Source organism: Streptomyces sp. NPDC031479 (assembly GCF_055581065.1).
In genome coordinates this window covers 33178-49339 of sequence record NZ_JBVIKC010000014.1, presented here as the reverse complement: position 1 = coordinate 49339, position 16162 = coordinate 33178, and the positions used below count along the sequence as shown (strand labels likewise).

The 16162-nt window shown below is 71.4% G+C and carries 14 protein-coding genes; 9 read left to right on the top strand and 5 right to left on the bottom strand.

Annotated elements, in window-relative coordinates; all coding sequences use genetic code 11:
- Positions 1 to 13 precede the first annotated feature (13 nt).
- Positions 14 to 1279 (top strand): ATP-binding protein, encoded by a 1266-nt coding sequence (locus ACZ5D2_RS17750; RefSeq protein WP_371678248.1) that lies wholly within the window; start codon positions 14 to 16, stop codon positions 1277 to 1279.
- 4 nt (positions 1280 to 1283) lie between these two features.
- On the opposite strand, the gene ACZ5D2_RS17745 is transcribed toward ACZ5D2_RS17750, so the two are convergent.
- The gene (locus tag ACZ5D2_RS17745; RefSeq protein ID WP_371678249.1) at positions 1284 to 1820 is read right to left on the bottom strand and encodes a GtrA family protein; all 537 of its coding nucleotides are present in this window, start codon (positions 1818 to 1820) and stop codon (positions 1284 to 1286) included.
- Positions 1821 to 2018: 198 nt separating this feature from the next.
- Between ACZ5D2_RS17745 and ACZ5D2_RS17740 the strand changes: the two genes are divergently transcribed.
- From ACZ5D2_RS17740 to ACZ5D2_RS17725, 4 genes are all read left to right on the top strand, one after another.
- The gene (locus ACZ5D2_RS17740) at positions 2019 to 3158 is read left to right on the top strand and encodes a 5-(carboxyamino)imidazole ribonucleotide synthase (protein ID WP_371678250.1); all 1140 of its coding nucleotides are present in this window, start codon (positions 2019 to 2021) and stop codon (positions 3156 to 3158) included.
- The gene (gene purE, locus ACZ5D2_RS17735; RefSeq protein WP_371678251.1) at positions 3155 to 3691 is read left to right on the top strand and encodes a 5-(carboxyamino)imidazole ribonucleotide mutase; all 537 of its coding nucleotides are present in this window, start codon (positions 3155 to 3157) and stop codon (positions 3689 to 3691) included. The genes ACZ5D2_RS17740 and purE overlap by 4 nt, the downstream gene beginning before the upstream one ends.
- Entirely contained in the window at positions 3688 to 4866 is a 1179-nt protein-coding gene (locus ACZ5D2_RS17730) for a dipeptidase (RefSeq protein WP_371678252.1), read from the top strand. The genes purE and ACZ5D2_RS17730 overlap by 4 nt, the downstream gene beginning before the upstream one ends.
- A 165-nt stretch (positions 4867 to 5031) precedes the next feature.
- Entirely contained in the window at positions 5032 to 6123 is a 1092-nt protein-coding gene (locus ACZ5D2_RS17725) for a membrane dipeptidase (protein ID WP_468930222.1), read from the top strand.
- Here the strand turns inward: ACZ5D2_RS17725 and ACZ5D2_RS17720 are convergent.
- Both ACZ5D2_RS17720 and ACZ5D2_RS17715 read right to left on the bottom strand, forming a co-directional pair.
- Positions 6120 to 7421 (bottom strand): glycosyltransferase 87 family protein, encoded by a 1302-nt coding sequence (locus ACZ5D2_RS17720; protein ID WP_371678254.1) that lies wholly within the window; start codon positions 7419 to 7421, stop codon positions 6120 to 6122. The genes ACZ5D2_RS17725 and ACZ5D2_RS17720 overlap by 4 nt on opposite strands.
- Before the next feature lie 105 nt (positions 7422 to 7526).
- Complete coding sequence (locus tag ACZ5D2_RS17715) at positions 7527 to 8870, bottom strand: UDP-glucose dehydrogenase family protein (RefSeq protein ID WP_371678255.1); 1344 nt, start codon at positions 8868 to 8870, stop codon at positions 7527 to 7529.
- 196 nt (positions 8871 to 9066) lie between these two features.
- On the opposite strand from ACZ5D2_RS17715, the gene ACZ5D2_RS17710 reads away from it, so the two are divergent.
- The 3 genes from ACZ5D2_RS17710 (at position 9067) to ACZ5D2_RS17700 (ending at position 12585) form a co-directional block, all read left to right on the top strand.
- Entirely contained in the window at positions 9067 to 10224 is a 1158-nt protein-coding gene (locus ACZ5D2_RS17710) for an acyl-CoA dehydrogenase family protein (RefSeq protein WP_266839411.1), read from the top strand.
- Between the two features lie 448 nt (positions 10225 to 10672).
- The gene (manB, locus tag ACZ5D2_RS17705) at positions 10673 to 11755 is read left to right on the top strand and encodes a mannose-1-phosphate guanylyltransferase (protein ID WP_266839409.1); all 1083 of its coding nucleotides are present in this window, start codon (positions 10673 to 10675) and stop codon (positions 11753 to 11755) included.
- A gap of 113 nt (positions 11756 to 11868) precedes the next feature.
- Positions 11869 to 12585, top strand: a complete 717-nt coding sequence (locus tag ACZ5D2_RS17700) for a polyprenol monophosphomannose synthase (protein ID WP_266841684.1) — start codon at positions 11869 to 11871, stop codon at positions 12583 to 12585.
- Positions 12586 to 12707: 122 nt separating this feature from the next.
- Here the strand turns inward: ACZ5D2_RS17700 and ACZ5D2_RS17695 are convergent, their stop codons facing one another.
- Together ACZ5D2_RS17695 and ACZ5D2_RS17690 are read right to left on the bottom strand one after the other, a co-directional pair.
- Positions 12708 to 13880 carry an acyltransferase family protein gene (locus ACZ5D2_RS17695; RefSeq protein WP_371678256.1) on the bottom strand — a complete coding sequence of 391 codons (1173 nt, stop codon included), beginning with the start codon at positions 13878 to 13880 and terminating at the stop codon, positions 12708 to 12710.
- Positions 13881 to 14058: 178 nt separating this feature from the next.
- Positions 14059 to 15399, bottom strand: a complete 1341-nt coding sequence (locus tag ACZ5D2_RS17690; protein WP_371678257.1) for an LCP family protein — start codon at positions 15397 to 15399, stop codon at positions 14059 to 14061.
- 106 nt (positions 15400 to 15505) lie between these two features.
- On the opposite strand from ACZ5D2_RS17690, the gene ACZ5D2_RS17685 reads away from it, so the two are divergent.
- Positions 15506 to 16042 (top strand): acyl-CoA thioesterase, encoded by a 537-nt coding sequence (locus ACZ5D2_RS17685; protein ID WP_266839406.1) that lies wholly within the window; start codon positions 15506 to 15508, stop codon positions 16040 to 16042.
- The last annotated feature ends 120 nt before the right edge of the window (positions 16043 to 16162 follow it).

Genomic DNA, 16162 nt, shown 5'->3' with positions numbered 1-16162 from the left:
CATCCTCTAAGCCATGCGCCGCCGCCTGATCAACTCCACGCTCGCCGTGGTGCTCGTCGTGATCGCCGTGTTCGGGGTCTCCCTCGTCATCGTGGAGACCCGGACCATCACCAGCAGCGCCCAGGACCGCATCGGCTCCGAGGCCCTGCGGCTGCTGGGCACCGTCGAGGCGGACGCGCTGGAGCACAAGCCGGTCGACCCCTCCGCGCTCGCCGAGCAGCTGGACCTGGGCACCTACGCCCGCATCTCCATCCCCGGCCGGCCCGTCGTCGAGGTCGGCGACCGGATCCCCGACAGCGTCATCCGGGGCACCGCCCGCGGGGAGCAGGGCGAGGTGGTGACCGTCGAGGAGTCCCGCGCCACCGTCACCAAGGAGGTCGGGCGGACCCTGGCGGTGGTCGGGGCGGTGGCGCTGCTCGCGGTCGTCGCGGCCGTGCTGCTCGCCGTACGGCAGGCCAACCGGCTCGCCTCCCCGCTCACCGACCTCGCCGAGACGGCCGAGCGGCTGGGATCGGGCGACCCGCGGCCCCGGCACAAGCGCTACGGGGTTCCCGAGCTGGACCGGGTCGCCGACGTGCTCGACTCCAGCGCGGAGCGGATCGGCCGGATGCTCACGGCCGAGCGCCGGCTCGCCGCGGACGCCTCCCACCAGCTGCGGACCCCGCTGACGGCCCTGTCGATGCGGCTGGAGGAGATCACGGTCACCGACGACCTGGAGACCGTACGGGAGGAGGCCACCATCGCCCTCACCCAGGTGGAGCGGCTCACGGACGTGGTGGAGCGGCTGCTGACGAACTCGCGGGACCCGCGGACCGGCTCGGCGGTCCCCTTCGACCTGGACGAGGTCGTCAAGCAGCAGGTGGAGGAGTGGCGGCCGGCCTACCGCAGCGCCGGGAGGGCCATCGTGCGCTCCGGGAAGACGGGGATGCGGGCCGTGGGCACCCCCGGGGCGGTCTCCCAGGTCCTGGCGACCCTCGTGGAGAACGCGCTGATGCACGGGGGCGGCACCGTCGCGCTGCGCACCCGGGTCACCGGCAACCAGGCCGTACTGGAGGTCACGGACGAAGGCCCCGGCGTCCCCCCGGACCTCGGCAACCGGATCTTCGAGCGGGCGATCAGCGGCCGCAACTCCACCGGGATCGGCCTCGCGGTCGCCCGGGACCTCGCGGAGGCGGACGGCGGCCGACTGGAGCTGCTCCAGAGCCAGCCGCCGGTGTTCGCGCTGTTCCTCAGCCGTACCGCGCCGCGGCGGACCGAGCCGGAACCGACGGTGCGCTGAGGGGCTACTTCGCGGCCGGCGCGACCGGCGCCGGGGCGAGCACCACGGCCGGCGCGTCGTGGCCGTCCCGCTGCTCGACGACCAGCGAGGCCGCCGCCGGCGCGGGCAGGGCCTGGAAGACCCAGGTCCGGTAGGACCAGAAGCGGAACACGGTGGCGATCGCCATGCCCAGGAACTTGAAGACGTTGTTCTGCAGCGAGCTGTCCCAGCCGAAGCCGTACGTCGCCGCGTAGAGCACGCCGCTCTCGATGACCATGCCGATCAGGCTGAACAGGACGAAGAGGACCATCTCGCGGCGGCGGCTGCCCAGGTCGCGGTCGCGGTACGTGAAGTAGCGGAAGCCGATGTAGTTGGTGACGATGGCCACCACGATGGCTATGACGTTCGCGCGCACCGTCTGGAGGTCGGTCGTGCTCCGGAGCAGGTTGAACACACCGAAGTTGACCAGGACGCCCAGCCCGCCCACCGCACCGAACTTGGCCGCCTCCCGGGCGAGACCGCGGAAGCGCTCGGACAGCGGTGCTGCTTTCGACGTACTCATGTGATCCTTCAGTCCCTGTCCGTCGTCGCCGCCCCGCGCTGGAGCGTCACTCGATTTCGTCAACCCCGACATGTTAAGTGTCGCCCCCGGGCTCCGTACGCGCCTCGGCACCCCTGCGACGCACGGCACACGGCCCGGCACACGGGTATGCGCCAGGGCACGTCCGGATGGCGCAATACCGCCGGATACCCTGGAGTGGTGACGTTCCCGGTAGTCGGTATGGTCGGCGGCGGGCAGCTCGCCCGCATGACCCACGAGGCGGGCATCCCCCTCGGCATCAGATTCAAGCTCCTCAGTGACACCCCACAGGACTCGGCGGCCCAGGTCGTGAGCGACGTCGTCATCGGCGACTATCGCGATCTGGAGACACTGCGCGCCTTCGCGCGCGGCTGCGACGTGATCACCTTCGATCACGAGCACGTGCCCACCGAACACCTCCGGGCCCTGGAAGCGGACGGCATTCCCGTCCGCCCGGGGCCCGACGCGTTGGTGCACGCCCAGGACAAGGGGGTGATGCGCGCCAAGCTCGACGAGATCGGCGCGCCCAGCCCCCGCCACCGGATCGTGCGCGATCCGGCGGACGCGGCGGCCTTCGCGCAAGAGGTGGGCGGCTTCCCGGTCATCCTCAAGACGGTGCGCGGCGGGTACGACGGCAAGGGCGTGTGGTTCGTCCGCACGCCCGAGGACGCGGAGGCGCCCTTCAAGGCGGGCGTCCCCGTCCTGGCGGAGGAGAAGGTGGACTTCGTCCGCGAGCTCGCCGCCAACATCGTCCGCTCCCCGCACGGCCAGGCCGTCGCGTACCCCGTCGTCGAGTCCATCCAGGTGGACGGCGTGTGCGACACGGTGATCGCCCCCGCCCCGAACCTCTCCGAGGCCCTCGCGGGCGAGGCCCAGGCCCTCGCCCTGCGCATCGCCCAGGAACTCGACGTGACCGGCCACCTGGCCGTGGAGCTGTTCGAGACCACCGACGGCCGCATCCTCGTCAACGAACTGGCCATGCGCCCGCACAACAGCGGCCACTGGACCCAGGACGGCGCGGTCACCTCCCAGTTCGCCAACCACGTCCGCGCGGTCCTGGACCTCCCCCTGGGCGACCCCCGCCCCCGGGCCCGCTGGACGGTCATGGCCAACGTGCTCGGCGGGGACTACCCCGACATGTACGCGGCGTACCTGCACTGCATGGCCCACGACCCCCAGCTGAAGATCCACATGTACGGCAAGGACGTGAAACACGGCCGCAAGGTCGGCCACGTCAACACCTACGGCGACGACCTGGACGATGTGCTGGAGCGCGCACGTCACGCAGCCGGCTACCTCAGAGGAACCATCACCGCATGAGCACCGCTAACGCAGGTCCCGTCATCGGCATCGTCATGGGTTCGGACTCCGACTGGCCGGTCATGGAGGCCGCCGCCCAGGCACTGGACGAGTTCGAGATCCCGTACGAGGTCGACGTCGTCTCCGCCCACCGGATGCCCCGCGAGATGGTGGCGTACGGCGAGCAGGCCGCCGGCCGCGGCCTGAAGGCGATCATCGCGGGCGCGGGCGGGGCCGCCCACCTGCCCGGGATGCTCGCCTCGGTCACCCCGCTCCCGGTCATCGGGGTCCCGGTGCCGCTGAAGTACCTCGACGGCATGGACTCGCTGCTCTCGATCGTCCAGATGCCCGCCGGGGTTCCCGTCGCCACCGTCTCCGTCGCCGGGGCGCGCAACGCCGGCCTGCTGGCCGTACGGATGCTGGCCGCGCACGACCCGGAGCTGCTCACCCGGATGCGCGAGTTCCAGCAGGAGCTGAACGACCAGGCCACCGAGAAGGGCAAGCGGCTGCGGACGAAGGTCGCCGGCGCGGACTCCTTCGGATTCGGCAAGTGAGCGCGGCGCAGCGCCTGGAGGAGGCGCGCGGCCTGCTCGCGGAGCACCCGGTCGTCGACGGGCACAACGACCTGCCCTGGGCGCTGCGCAACCAGGTCCGCTACGACCTGGACCGGCGCGACATCGGCGCCGACCAGTCCGCCCACCTGCACACCGACATCCCCCGGCTGCGCGCCGGCGGGGTCGGCGCGCAGTTCTGGTCCGTGTACGTGCGCTCCGACTTCGCGGGTGACGAGGCGGTCAGCGCCACCCTGGAGCAGATCGACGCGGTCGGCCAGCTGATCGACCGTTACCCGGACACCCTGGTGCGGGCGCTGACGGCGGACGACATGGAGGCGGCCCGCGAACGGGGGAGGATCGCCTCCCTGATGGGCGCCGAGGGCGGCCACTCCATCAACAACTCGCTCGCCACCCTGCGCGCCCTGCACCGCCTCGGCGTGCGGTACATGACGCTCACCCACAACGACACCATCGACTGGGCGGACTCGGCGACCGACGAGCCCCGCCACGGCGGGCTCACGGACTTCGGCCGCGAGGTCGTCCGCGAGATGAACCGCGTCGGCATGCTGGTGGACCTCTCGCACGTGGCGGAGACGACCATGCGCGACGCGATCGCCGTCTCCGCCGCGCCGGTGATCTTCTCGCACTCCTCGGCGCGGGCCGTCTGCGACCACCCGCGCAACGTCCCCGACGACGTGCTGGAGCTGCTGCCCGTCAACGGCGGCGTGGCGATGGCCACCTTCGTGCCGAAGTTCATCCTGCCCGCGGCGGTGGAGTGGACCGCGGCGGCCGACGAGAACCTGCGCGCCCACGGCCTCCACCACCTCGACACCTCACCCGAGGCGATGGAACTCCACCGGGCCTTCGAAGCGGGCCGGCCGCGCCCGGTGGCCACCGCGGCCACCGTGGCCGACCACCTGGACCACATGCGCGCGGTGGCCGGCGTCGACCACATCGGCATCGGCGGGGACTACGACGGCACCGCCTTCACCCCGTCCGGGCTGGACGACGTGGCGGGCTACCCCAACCTGATCGCGGAGCTGCTCACGCGCGGCTGGTCGCGGGCCGACCTGGCCAAGCTGACCTGGTCGAACGCGGTACGGGCGCTGCGCGACGCCGAAGGTGTGGCCCGTGGCCTGTCGGCGTCCCGGGGGCCGTCGAACGCCCACCTCTGACGCTCCACCGGGGGCGGGTCGCGGGGTCCCACCCCGCGACCCGCCCCTTTTCCATGCCCTCCTCCACCCGAACGCCACATCCGCCGGGCGCCCCGGCCACCCCACATGTCACGGTGGCACCACATCTCCTCCCCTCCCGCTGCCGCCGAGACCGGAGCGAACGCCATGGCCGACCTGCAGGACGACCCGCACGACGCCCCCACCCTCCCGGCGGGCCCCGGATCCGCCGGGGCCGAGGACGCGTCCGCCCCCGAAGCGGTGGCCGGCGCCCTGGAGCGAGCCACCGCGCTGCTCGCCGAACATCCCGTGGCGGACGGGTGCAACAGCCTCGTCTGGACGCTGAGCCAGAGCCCGTACCACGACATCGACACCCCCGACACCGGCATCGACACCGACATCCCGCGGCTGCGGGCCGGTGGCGTGGGCGCCCAGTTCTGGTCGCTGCTCGTGCCGCCGGACCGGACGCGCGAGGGCGGGGCCGCCGATCGGGTGGTCTCCGACACCCTGGAGCTCATCGACGTCGCGCTCGCCCTGGTGCGCCGCTACCCCGACGGCCTGCGCCTGGGACTGAGCGCCGACGACATGATGGACGCCCGCAACAAGGGCCGGATCGCCTCGTACCTCGGCCCGGTGTCCGGACGTACCCTGAGCGATTCGCTGGGCGCGCTGAGGGCCTTCCACACGCTGGGCGTAAGGATCCTCGCGCCGGCGGGGGCGCCCTGGGCGCTGGAGGGGCTGACGGCCTTCGGCCACGAGGTGGTCAAGGAGGTGAACCGGCTCGCGATGCTGCTGGACCTCACGGGCTGCCCGCCGGTGGCGGCCTGTCAGCTCACGGCCGCCTCGAAGGCACCGGTGATCGTCTCGAACACGGGGGCGGCGGCGCTCACCGCGCACCCGGACAACGTCACCGACGAGGTGCTGCTGGCGCTGAGGGCGGCCGGCGGTCTGGCGATGGTCACCTTCGACACCGCGCGGACGGGGGACTCCCTGCACGCGGTGGCGGACCACCTCGACCACCTGCGGGCGGTCGCCGGCCCGGAGTGCGTGGGACTGGGAGCCGCCTTCGGCGCCGAGGGGGCGACACCCCGTCCGGCGGGGCTCACCGATCCCTCGGGCTACCCCAGACTCCTCGCGGAACTACTGGAGCGGGGCTGGCCGGAGTCCGACCTGGCCCTGCTGACCTGGGGCAACGCCCAGAGGGTGCTGCGCGACGCGGAGTTCACGGCCCGCGCCGCACAGCACCGCAGAACTCCTTAGGCGGACTGGGCGGCCAGGCTGTCCTTGGGCAGCACGGTCGCCTTCCACAGGCGCACGCCGGACCAGACCGTGGCGTACAGCAGCAGGCCGTTGCGCGCGCACAGCAGGATCGTGCCGAGCGTGGAGTTGGTCAGGATGTCCGAGCCGTACCAGACCGGGAAGATCAGCGTGGTGAGCGCGGTGGCGATCACGAGCAGCCAGGCGATCGGCCGCTGGGTGGTGTGCCGGGACGTCAGGCAGACGGCCGCGAGGCCGAGCAGCCAGATCATGTACTGCGGGCTGATGACGCGGCTGGTGACCGTGAACACCATGATGGCGCAGAGCGCGGCGTCGAACGGGGTCGCGGTCGACCAGCGGTTCGCCTTCACGCGCCACAGCAGGAGCAGCAGGAAGCCGATCACCGTCAGCGCGAGGGAGGCCCGCGCGATGCTGGAGACGTACGGGCCGACGTACTCGAAGGCGCCGTACTGGAAGTTGATCTTCCCGGGCCACAGGTGGACGAGCCGGGCCGCCATCAGCGCGCTGCCGCCGAGGGACTCGACCTGGACACCGCGGTCGCCCTGGTTGCCCAGGAAGCCGAGGGTGTCGCGGAACAGCGCGGCGAAGACGGCGAGCAGCGCGACGCAGGAGAGCGCGGCGGAGATGAAGGCCTCGCGCGTCGACTTGCCGCGCGGGGTCCCGAGCAGGGTGAGCAGCGGCCACACCTTGACCATGGCGCCGATGCCGGCGATGACCCCGCCGAGCTTCGGGCGGTAGCGCAGGCAGAGCAGCGAGGCCACGGCGAGCAGGGTGACCTGGACGTCGTAGCGGGCGAACGGGGTGGCCATCAGCATCGGCAGCGTGACGAGCCACACGAGGGCGCCGGCCATGCTGCCGTCGTCACGGCGGGCGGCGCGCATCAGGCCGACGAGGACCACCGCGTCACAGAGCACCGTCAGGGCGACGAAGGCCTGGAAGTAGGTGAGGAACGGCAGGAGGTCGGGCGACAGGAAGATCGCCGCGGCTGCCGGGGGGTACTGCCACATGATGTCGTTGTGCGGCATCGTCCACGTGACGAGGACGTTGTACCAGTTGTGATAGGTCGCGGTGATCTCTACCCGTACGACGTTCGAGCTGAAGAAGTCGTTGACGAGCATCCAGAGCATCGCGGCCCGACTGGCCAGCCAGAAGCCCGCGATGCCCAGCCGGGCTCCGCGTCCTCGCATGGCTGCTTCGAAGGATCCCCGCCGGTCACGCGTGGCGGGCGCCGCCGTCGCAGATGCGGTGGGGTTGGTCGGGGGGCTGCTGGTCGTGGTCATCGGCCCGAAGTCTACCCAGTCATTTATTCCACTTACTTGGGTGCGAGCGGTCGAAACGGGGTAGGGGGATACGCCCAGGTCAGCCTCCGTACCCCCCCAAATCCCTTACGCGTGCGGCCGCCCCATGGCCCGGTAGGTCCAGCCGGCGGCCCGCCACCGCTCCGGGTCCAGCGCGTTCCGCCCGTCGAGGATCAGGCGGTCGGTGACGGTCTCGCCGAGGGCCGCGGGGTCCAGGTCGCGGAACTCGCGCCACTCGGTGAGGTGCAGGACGACCTCGGCGCCACGGGCGGCCTCCAGCGCGGAGCCGGCGTAGCCGAGGGTGGGGAAGACGCGGCGGGCGTTGTCCATGCCCTTCGGGTCGTAGACGGTGACCTGCCCGCCCTGGAGGTGGATCTGCCCGGCGACGTTGAGCGCGGGCGAGTCGCGGACGTCGTCCGAGTCGGGCTTGAAGGTGGCGCCGAGGACGGCGACCCGCTTGCCGAGGAAGGAACCGCCGACCGCGTCGCGGGCCAGCTCCACCATGTGCCCGCGGCGGCGCATGTTGATGGAGTCGACCTCCCGCAGGAAGGTCAGGGCCTGGTCGGCGCCGAGTTCGCCGGCCCGGGCCATGAAGGCCCGGATGTCCTTGGGCAGGCAGCCGCCGCCAAAGCCGATGCCCGCGCGCAGGAACTTCGCGCCGATCCGCTCGTCGTGGCCGATGGCCTCCGCCAGCTTGACCACGTCGCCGCCCGCGGCCTCGCAGACCTCGGCCATCGCGTTGATGAAGGAGATCTTGGTCGCGAGGAAGGAGTTGGCCGCCGTCTTGACCAGCTCGGCGGTCGGGAAGTCGGTCACCACCAGCGGGGTCCCCTCCGCCATCGGCGTCGCGTACACCTCCCGCAGCACCTTCTCGCCGCGCTCGCCCCGTACGCCGATGACGATCCGGTCGGGGTGCAGGGTGTCCTGCACGGCGAAGCCCTCGCGCAGGAACTCCGGGTTCCAGGCCAGCTCCACGTCCGCGCCGGCCGGAGCCAGCTCCACGAGCTTCGCCGCGAGCCGCTCCGCCGAGCCCACCGGCACGGTCGACTTGCCGACGACCAGCACCGGCCGCGTCAGGTGCGGGGCCAGCGAGGCCATCGCGGAGTCGACGTAGGACATGTCGCAGGCGTACTCGCCGTGCTTCTGCGGGGTGTTCACGCAGACGAAGTGGACGTCGCCGAACTCCCCGACCTCTTCCCAGGAGGTGGTGAACCGCAGCCGGCCCGTCGAGCCCGGCAGCCCGGCGACGTGCGCGGCGAGCAACTCCTCCAGCCCCGGCTCGTACATGGGGACCCGGCCGCCGGCCAGCATCTCGATCTTCTCCGGGACCACGTCCAGCCCGAGCACCTCGAAGCCCAGCTCGGCCATCGCGGCGGCGTGTGTCGCGCCGAGGTAGCCGGTGCCGATCACAGTGATCTTGAGGGGGGCCATGGGTGCTCCAGAGGTGCGGGGCCGTTTGCGGCCACCGAGCATAGTCGTGCCCCGTGTGGGGGACGTTCCCCGGCGGGATCCGCGCTGTCACGCAGCTCACGTACGCCGTACATATCGCCGACGGGGCCCCGGACACTAAGATTTCGGTTACTTAACGGTAGTTAGCATCACGCATCACACATGGGGAGTGAGAGTCTTGGCGGGTTCTGCCGACTTCGACCTGTACCGCCCGGCCGAGGAGCACGACATGCTCCGCGAGTCCGTCCGCTCGCTCGCCGAGGCGAAGATCCTGCCGTTCGCCGCCGCGGTCGACGAGGAGTCCCGCTTCCCGCAGGAGGCCCTCGACGCCCTGGTCGCCAGCGACCTGCACGCCGTCCACGTCCCCGAGACCTACGGCGGCGCCGGCGCCGACGCCCTCGCCACCGTGATCGTGATCGAGGAGGTGGCCCGCGTCTGCGCCTCCTCCTCCCTGATCCCGGCCGTGAACAAGCTCGGCTCCCTCCCGGTGATCCTCTCCGGCTCGGAGGAGCTCAAGGCCAAGTACCTCGGCCCGCTGGCCAAGGGCGACGCGATGTTCTCCTACGCGCTCTCCGAGCCCGACGCGGGCTCCGACGCCGCCGGCATGAAGACCCGCGCCGTGCGCGACGGGGACTTCTGGGTCCTCAACGGCGTCAAGCGCTGGATCACCAACGCGGGCGTCTCCGAGTACTACACGGTCATGGCCGTCACCGACCCGGAGAAGCGCTCCAAGGGCATCAGCGCCTTCGTCGTCGAGAAGGGCGACGAGGGAGTCTCCTTCGGCGCTCCGGAGAAGAAGCTCGGCATCAAGGGCTCCCCGACGCGCGAGGTCTACCTCGACAACGTCCGCATCCCCGCCGACCGCATGATCGGCGCCGAGGGCACCGGCTTCGCCACGGCGATGAAGACCCTCGACCACACCCGCATCACCATCGCCGCCCAGGCCCTCGGCATCGCCCAGGGCGCGCTGGACTACGCCAAGGGCTACGTCCAGGAGCGCAAGCAGTTCGGCAAGCCGATCGGCGACTTCCAGGGCGTGCAGTTCATGCTCGCGGACATGGCCATGAAGATCGAGGCCGCCCGCCAGCTGACCTACTCGGCCGCCGCCAAGTCGGAGCGCGTCGATTCCGACCTCACCTTCTTCGGCGCCGCGGCCAAGTGCTTCGCCTCCGACGTCGCCATGGAGGTCACCACGGACGCCGTCCAGCTCCTCGGCGGCTACGGCTACACCCGTGACTACCCGGTCGAGCGCATGATGCGCGACGCGAAGATCACGCAGATTTATGAAGGCACGAACCAGGTCCAGCGGATCGTCATGGCCCGCAACCTGCCGTAGCGGTCCCGCGCGCGCGGAAGGCCCCCGGCGTCCCGTCGGGGGCCTTCCGCGTGGAGAAGGGGCAAGGGTTCGTAACGGGTTGCCGACAGGTTCGGAACAACCGGCCGTCAACCGGGGCGGCCGAAGCACCCTTGCGCACCGGATCCGTTACGGAGGGGTCCGGCGGCGCCCGACGCGCCACGCGACGGGGCGAACCCCGGCGCACCTCTCTGACCAGCGGTGATGGTCCACCAGCTGGGCGGGCGCACGTGATGCGTCCTCATATATAGAGGACGGCCGCGCGCAGGGGTGTCCGATGTGCCGCAATCCGCCCGTCTCCGCGCGGCCGTCCGCCCGTAACCGGAACGTGGCCGTGGCGGCCCCCGCCGGGCCCGCCCACGGCCTTGGCATGTCCCCGGATGGGCTAAATTTGAACCTTCGTACGCCCGAACCGGTTGGGGAGAAAACAATGACGGAAGCGATCCTGCTGGTCGGCGGGCAGGGGACGCGACTGCGCCCCGTGACGGTGAACACCCCCAAGCCGATGGTTCCCGCGGCAGGCGTTCCCTTCCTCGCCCACCAGATAGCCAGGGCCGCAGCCGCCGGTGTCACCCACATCGTGATGGCCACCTGCTACCTCGCCGAGGTCTTCGAGCCCTACTTCGGCGACGGTTCCGACTTCGGCATCACCCTCGAATACGTCGTCGAGGACGAGCCGCTGGGCACCGGCGGTGCCATCCGCAACGCCGCGCAGCGGCTGACCGGAGGCCCGGACTCCCCCGTCCTCGTCTTCAACGGCGACATCCTGACCGGCCTGGACATCGCCGGCCTGGTCGAGTCCCACCAGGCGGCCGACGCCGACGTCTCCCTGCACCTGGTGCGGGTCGAGGACCCGCGCGCCTTCGGCCTGGTGCCCACCGACTCCGAGGGGCGGGTGCTGGCCTTCACGGAGAAGCCGCAGACCCCCGAAGAGATCATCACCGACCAGATCAACGCCGGCTGCTACGTCTTCCGCCGCAGCGTCATCGACTCCATCCCGGCCGGCCGGCCGGTATCCGTCGAGCGCGAGACCTTCCCCGGTCTGCTGGACTCCGGCGCCAGGCTGCACGGCGTCACCGAGGACACCTACTGGCTGGACCTCGGCAAGCCCGAGTCCTTCGTGCAGGCCTCGGCCGACCTCGTGCGCGGCATCGTGAGCTCCCCGGCCGTCCCCGGCCCCCGCGGCGAGGCCCTGGTCCTCCCGGGTGCCGTGGTGGCGGACGGAGCCAAGCTGTCGGGCGGTACGGTGGTGGGTGCCGGCGCCCGGATCGAATCGGGCGCGGTCGTCCAGGGCTCGATCGTGCTGGACGGTGCGACCCTCGGCCCGGACACGGTGGTGAGCGCCAGCCTCATCGGCGCCGGCGCCTCGGTGGGTTCGCGCACGGTGGTGAACGGCGCGGTCGTCGGAGACGGTGCCGTCGTAGGGGCCGACAACGAACTTCGCGCAGGGGTGCGGGTGTGGTGCGAGGCTGAACTGCCCGACGCCGCCGTCCGCTTCTCCTCCGACCGGTGACCAACTTCAGTGAGGCACAACCTGTGATAGGCGAGCAGCAGACTCCCCGCGCGACCGACGTCGCAACCACGAAGCTCCCCGACACCTGGGCACACACCCCGCTCACCGTGGTCATGCCGACCTACAACGAGGCGGGCAACCTGCCGGGCATGGTGGAGCTGCTCATGGGTCTCGACCAGCCGGGCCTGCGCCTGCTGGTCGTCGACGACTCCTCGCCCGACGGCACCGGCAAGATCGCCGACGAGCTGGCGGAGGGCTTCCTCACCGAGGACGGCAAGCCGCGCATGTCGGTCCTGCACCGCACCGCGAAGGACGGCCTCGGCCGCGCCTACGCCGCCGGCATGGCCAAGGCCGTCGAAGACGGCGCCGAGTACGTGCTCCAGATGGACGCGGACGGCTCCCACCCGGCCGGCAAGATCGCCGAGATGCTGGGCGTCGCCCGCTCCACCGGCGCCGGTCTCGTCGTCGGCTCCCGCTACGTTCCGGGCGGCACCCTCTCCGACGCCTGGGGCGCGCACCGCAAGCTGCTCTCCCGCTGGGCCAACGCCTACGCGAGCACCATCCTGGGCACCCGCGTCCGCGACATCACGGGCGGCTTCAACCTGTGGAGCGCCGACGCGCTGAAGGCGATCGACCTCGCGTCGATCGGCAGCGCCGGCTACAGCTTCCAGGTGGAGATGAAGTTCAAGGCCCTGCGCCGCGGCTTCCAGGTGATGGAGGTCCCGATCCACTTCGAGGACCGCACCGTCGGCGAGTCCAAGATGAACCTGGCCGTCCAGCTGGAGTCCATCGCCATGCCGTGGAAGCTCCGCGCCCGCGCCGGCAAGTAGCCGGGCAGGCGGGCGCGTAGGGACACGCGCACGCGAACACCGAGGAAGGGGCACCCCGAGAGGGGTGCCCCTTCCTTCGTGTCCGGAGTTCGTGTCCGGAGCCGACGTCCGCGGGCCGCCCCCTACGGCGTCTCGCGCAGGGGCTTGGTCCGTTCGCCGCCGCCCGGACGGGCCTCCAGGAACCGCTTGAGCCGCCGGGCCGCCGGCCGCTCCACGAACCGCTGGATCAGCCACGAGGCCAGCAGCATCACGGCCGTCGCCGACAGCAGGAGCGTCCACGGCTCCACGTCCTGCCGCCACATCCGCAGCAGCGTCACGCCGATCTGCTGGTGCAGCAGGTAGAGCGGGTAGGACATCGCGCCCGCGACCGACAGCCAGCGCCAGTCGATCCGGTCCAGCCATCCCAGGGCCACGGCGGCCATGACCACGTAGCACAGGGTCACGACGAGCAGGCACATCTCCCAGGACAGCCGGTCGCCCTTGACGGTGTTCCAGTGGACGATGTCGTTCAGCCAGCGCTGCGTCAGCAGCCAGGAGAACGCGAGCAGTACCCACGGCTCGCCCGCGCGCGGCCCCTCACGGCGGATCAGGTAGAAGCAGATGCCGGAGATGAACAGCGGGGAGTAGGTGGGGTTCGCGAGGACGTTCAGGATCGGCAGCCCGGAACCGGGGGCGAGCAGCGAGGCGACCGTCCAGATCCAGCAGAAGTTCAGGACCTTGCGGTACGTCAGGCCGGTCCAGGCGACCGCCGCGAAGATCAGGTAGAACCGCAGCTCGGACCAGAGCGTCCAGTACGAGGGGTCCAGCTCGGCATTGCCCAGCGGGGTCTGGAACATCGTCAGGTTCGTCAGGACCTGGCTCAGCCCCGGCCCGGCGCCCCCGAAGGGCTTGCCGACCGCCAGCAGCACGCCCATGGTGAGCAGTACGCAGAACCAGTACGCGGGTCCGAGGCGGATCACCCGGCTGCGCAGGTAGGAGCCCAGCGGCCGGCCCCACGCCGACATGCAGATGACGAAGCCGCTGATCATGAAGAACAGCTCCACGCCCATCCAGCTGTAGCGGCCCACCATGGTCAGCCACCCGAACGCGTCGCGTCCCCACACCTCTTGGCGGGTGTAGTGGTGCATGAGCACCAGCACCGCCGCCAGGATCCGCAGCCCGTCCAGGATCCGCAGCCGGGGCCGGTCCGCCGGTTCCCCGGTGGACCGGGCGGGCCGGGGCAGGGCGGGCCAGGCCGAGGGTCTGCCGTCTTGCCGTCGGTCGCTGAGGACGCGCGGGGACGGGTGCAAGGACATGAACGCTCCACGGGCAGGACGGACGCGTGCCCGAACGTGCTGAGCGCCGCGCCGGACGGCGGGGCCCAGCCGGGCATCCCCCCCGTTGCATGGGCCGCCACAGTCTTACGAGAAACCATCGCACTGTCCACAGCACGTGGCCCATCGCACCGCGTTCCGCGCCTGCCGCGCGGCTGGTTCACTGCCCCCGGACGGTGACCTTCTGGTCGCTCTGGATCTCCTTGACCAGCTGCTGCACCTTCGCCTTGTCCCAGACGAGGTTGCCGCCCTTCTGGCCGGAAATGGGCATGTTCATCGACACGCCGTCACCCGATGTGATGCCCTTCATCGCGAAGAACATCTGACCGAGGTCCCACAGCCCCATGTCCTTGTCGACGACGAGGGTGTCCAGGCCCGCGCCCATCACCGGGTAGAGGGCGAAGGGGTTGAGGAGCGTGCCCGGCGTGGCCGCCTGGCTCGCCAGCGCCGACAGGAACTTCTGCTGGTTCTTGGTCCGCTGGAGGTCCGACTCGGCGAAGGCGTAGCGGGTGCGCACGAAGGCCAGCGACTGTTCGCCGTTGAGGGTCTGACGGCCCGCCTTGAAGTCGGCGCCCGACTTCTCGTCCTTGAAGCCCTGTTCGATGTCGAGCTCCACGCCGCCCAGCGCGTCCACGATGTTCGCGAATCCGGCGAAACCGATCTCGGCGTAGTGGTCGATGCGCAGCCCGGTGTTGAACTCGATCGTCCGCACCAGCAGTTCCGGTCCGTCCTCCGCGTACGCCGCGTTGAGCTTGACCCGCCGGCCCTGGGACGCGAACTTCTTGCCCGACTGGGAGCCGATGAAGGAGGGGATCTCCACGTCCGAGTCGCGCGGCAGCGAGATCATCGTGTTCCCGCTGGAGCACTTCGCCAGGACCATCATCGAGTCGGTGCGCTTGCCCTCGGCGGAGCCGGTGTGGAGCTTCTTCTTCTCCTCGTCGGACATGCCCTCGCGGCTGTCGGAGCCGACGATCAGGTACGTGGTGCAGTCGCCCTCCTTGGGGCGCTCGATCACCTTGGAGAGGTCGACCTCGCGGCGCACCTTGGAGTCGGCCCAGAAGTAGGTGCCGATGGAGGTGACCAGGAGCGCGGAGACCAGCACGATGGAGCCGATCTTGATCCGCCGGCGCCAGTCGGGCGCGGGGCCCGCCGGCCCGCCCGGACCACCGTTCCCGCCAGGCCGCCCGAGGCGGCCCGGTCCCGCCGGACCGCCGGGGCCCGCGGGCCGGCCGTAGACCTGGCCGGTGTTGTACCCGCTGTCGTACGAGGCGTCCGGTCCCTGCGTCTGCTGCGGCGGCACTCCGTGGCCGGGGCGGCCCTGCGGCGGTCCCTGCGGGGGGACCGGCGGGCGGGCCGGGCGCTGCGGCGGCTGCGGCTGCCGCTGGACGTGGCGCATCCGCTGCGCGCCCTCCGGCTGCGGCTGCCCGCTGCCGCGCCCGTACCCGTCATCGCGGCGGCCGCGCGCGTCGCGCTCGCCGTTCCACCCGTCCCAGTCACTCATGCGCACAAGGATGCCTGCCGCGGCGTGTCGCCCGACACCCAGGTGGACGCTTCGTACCGCGGCTGTTGCAGAGCTGATGCCTGCGGCGCCCACTTATGGTGGCTCCATGACAGAAATACCGTCGGTGCCCGCGGGCAAGCCGATCTCGGCCTCCCGGACCACGCTCAGCCACATCATGACCGCCAACGACACCAACCTCCTCGGTACCGTGCACGGTGGCGTGATCATGAAGCTGGTGGACGACGCGGCCGGCGCGGTGGCCGGGCGGCACTCGGGCGGGCCCGCCGTGACGGCGTCGATGGACGAGATGGCCTTCCTCGCCCCGGTCCGGGTCGGCGACCTGGTCCACGTCCGCGCGCAGTGCAACTGGACCGGCCGCTCCTCGATGGAGATCGGCGTACGGGTCCTCGCGGAGCGGTGGAACGAGTCCACCCCCGCCACCCAGGTCGGCAGCGCCTACCTCGTCTTCACCGCGGTCGACTCCGACGGCAAGCCCCGCCAGGTCCCGCCCGTGATCCCGGAGACCGAGCGGGACGAGCGCCGCTACCAGGAGGCGCAGATCCGCCGCACCCACCGGCTCGCCCGCCGCCAGGCGATCACCGAGCTGCGCGAGCGCCGCGCCGCCGAGGGCCTCGACGACTGACGGGCCGGCGGCGGGCGGCCGCCCGCCAAGGCCACACGCAACACGCCACACGCCGCCGGACCGCCCGGCGGCCGCCCGCCGCCGGCCCGTCGCGTACGGGCTCCGGGGCATACCCGTGCC

Excerpts from the sequence above, each read along its gene's own strand:
- ACZ5D2_RS17690 (WP_371678257.1), bottom strand. The coding sequence starts at position 15,399 with ATGAGTGACTGGGACGGGTGGAACGGCGAGCGCGACGCGCGCGGCCGC.
- ACZ5D2_RS17685 (WP_266839406.1), top strand. The coding sequence starts at position 15,506 with ATGACAGAAATACCGTCGGTGCCCGCGGGCAAGCCGATCTCGGCCTCC.
- purE (WP_371678251.1), top strand. The coding sequence starts at position 3,155 with ATGAGCACCGCTAACGCAGGTCCCGTCATCGGCATCGTCATGGGTTCG.
- ACZ5D2_RS17750 (WP_371678248.1), top strand. The coding sequence starts at position 14 with ATGCGCCGCCGCCTGATCAACTCCACGCTCGCCGTGGTGCTCGTCGTG.
- ACZ5D2_RS17700 (WP_266841684.1), top strand. The coding sequence starts at position 11,869 with ATGCCGACCTACAACGAGGCGGGCAACCTGCCGGGCATGGTGGAGCTG.
- ACZ5D2_RS17725 (WP_468930222.1), top strand. The coding sequence starts at position 5,032 with ATGGCCGACCTGCAGGACGACCCGCACGACGCCCCCACCCTCCCGGCG.
- ACZ5D2_RS17695 (WP_371678256.1), bottom strand. The coding sequence starts at position 13,880 with ATGTCCTTGCACCCGTCCCCGCGCGTCCTCAGCGACCGACGGCAAGAC.
- ACZ5D2_RS17745 (WP_371678249.1), bottom strand. The coding sequence starts at position 1,820 with ATGAGTACGTCGAAAGCAGCACCGCTGTCCGAGCGCTTCCGCGGTCTC.
- ACZ5D2_RS17715 (WP_371678255.1), bottom strand. The coding sequence starts at position 8,870 with ATGGCCCCCCTCAAGATCACTGTGATCGGCACCGGCTACCTCGGCGCG.
- manB (WP_266839409.1), top strand. The coding sequence starts at position 10,673 with ATGACGGAAGCGATCCTGCTGGTCGGCGGGCAGGGGACGCGACTGCGC.
- ACZ5D2_RS17720 (WP_371678254.1), bottom strand. The coding sequence starts at position 7,421 with ATGACCACGACCAGCAGCCCCCCGACCAACCCCACCGCATCTGCGACG.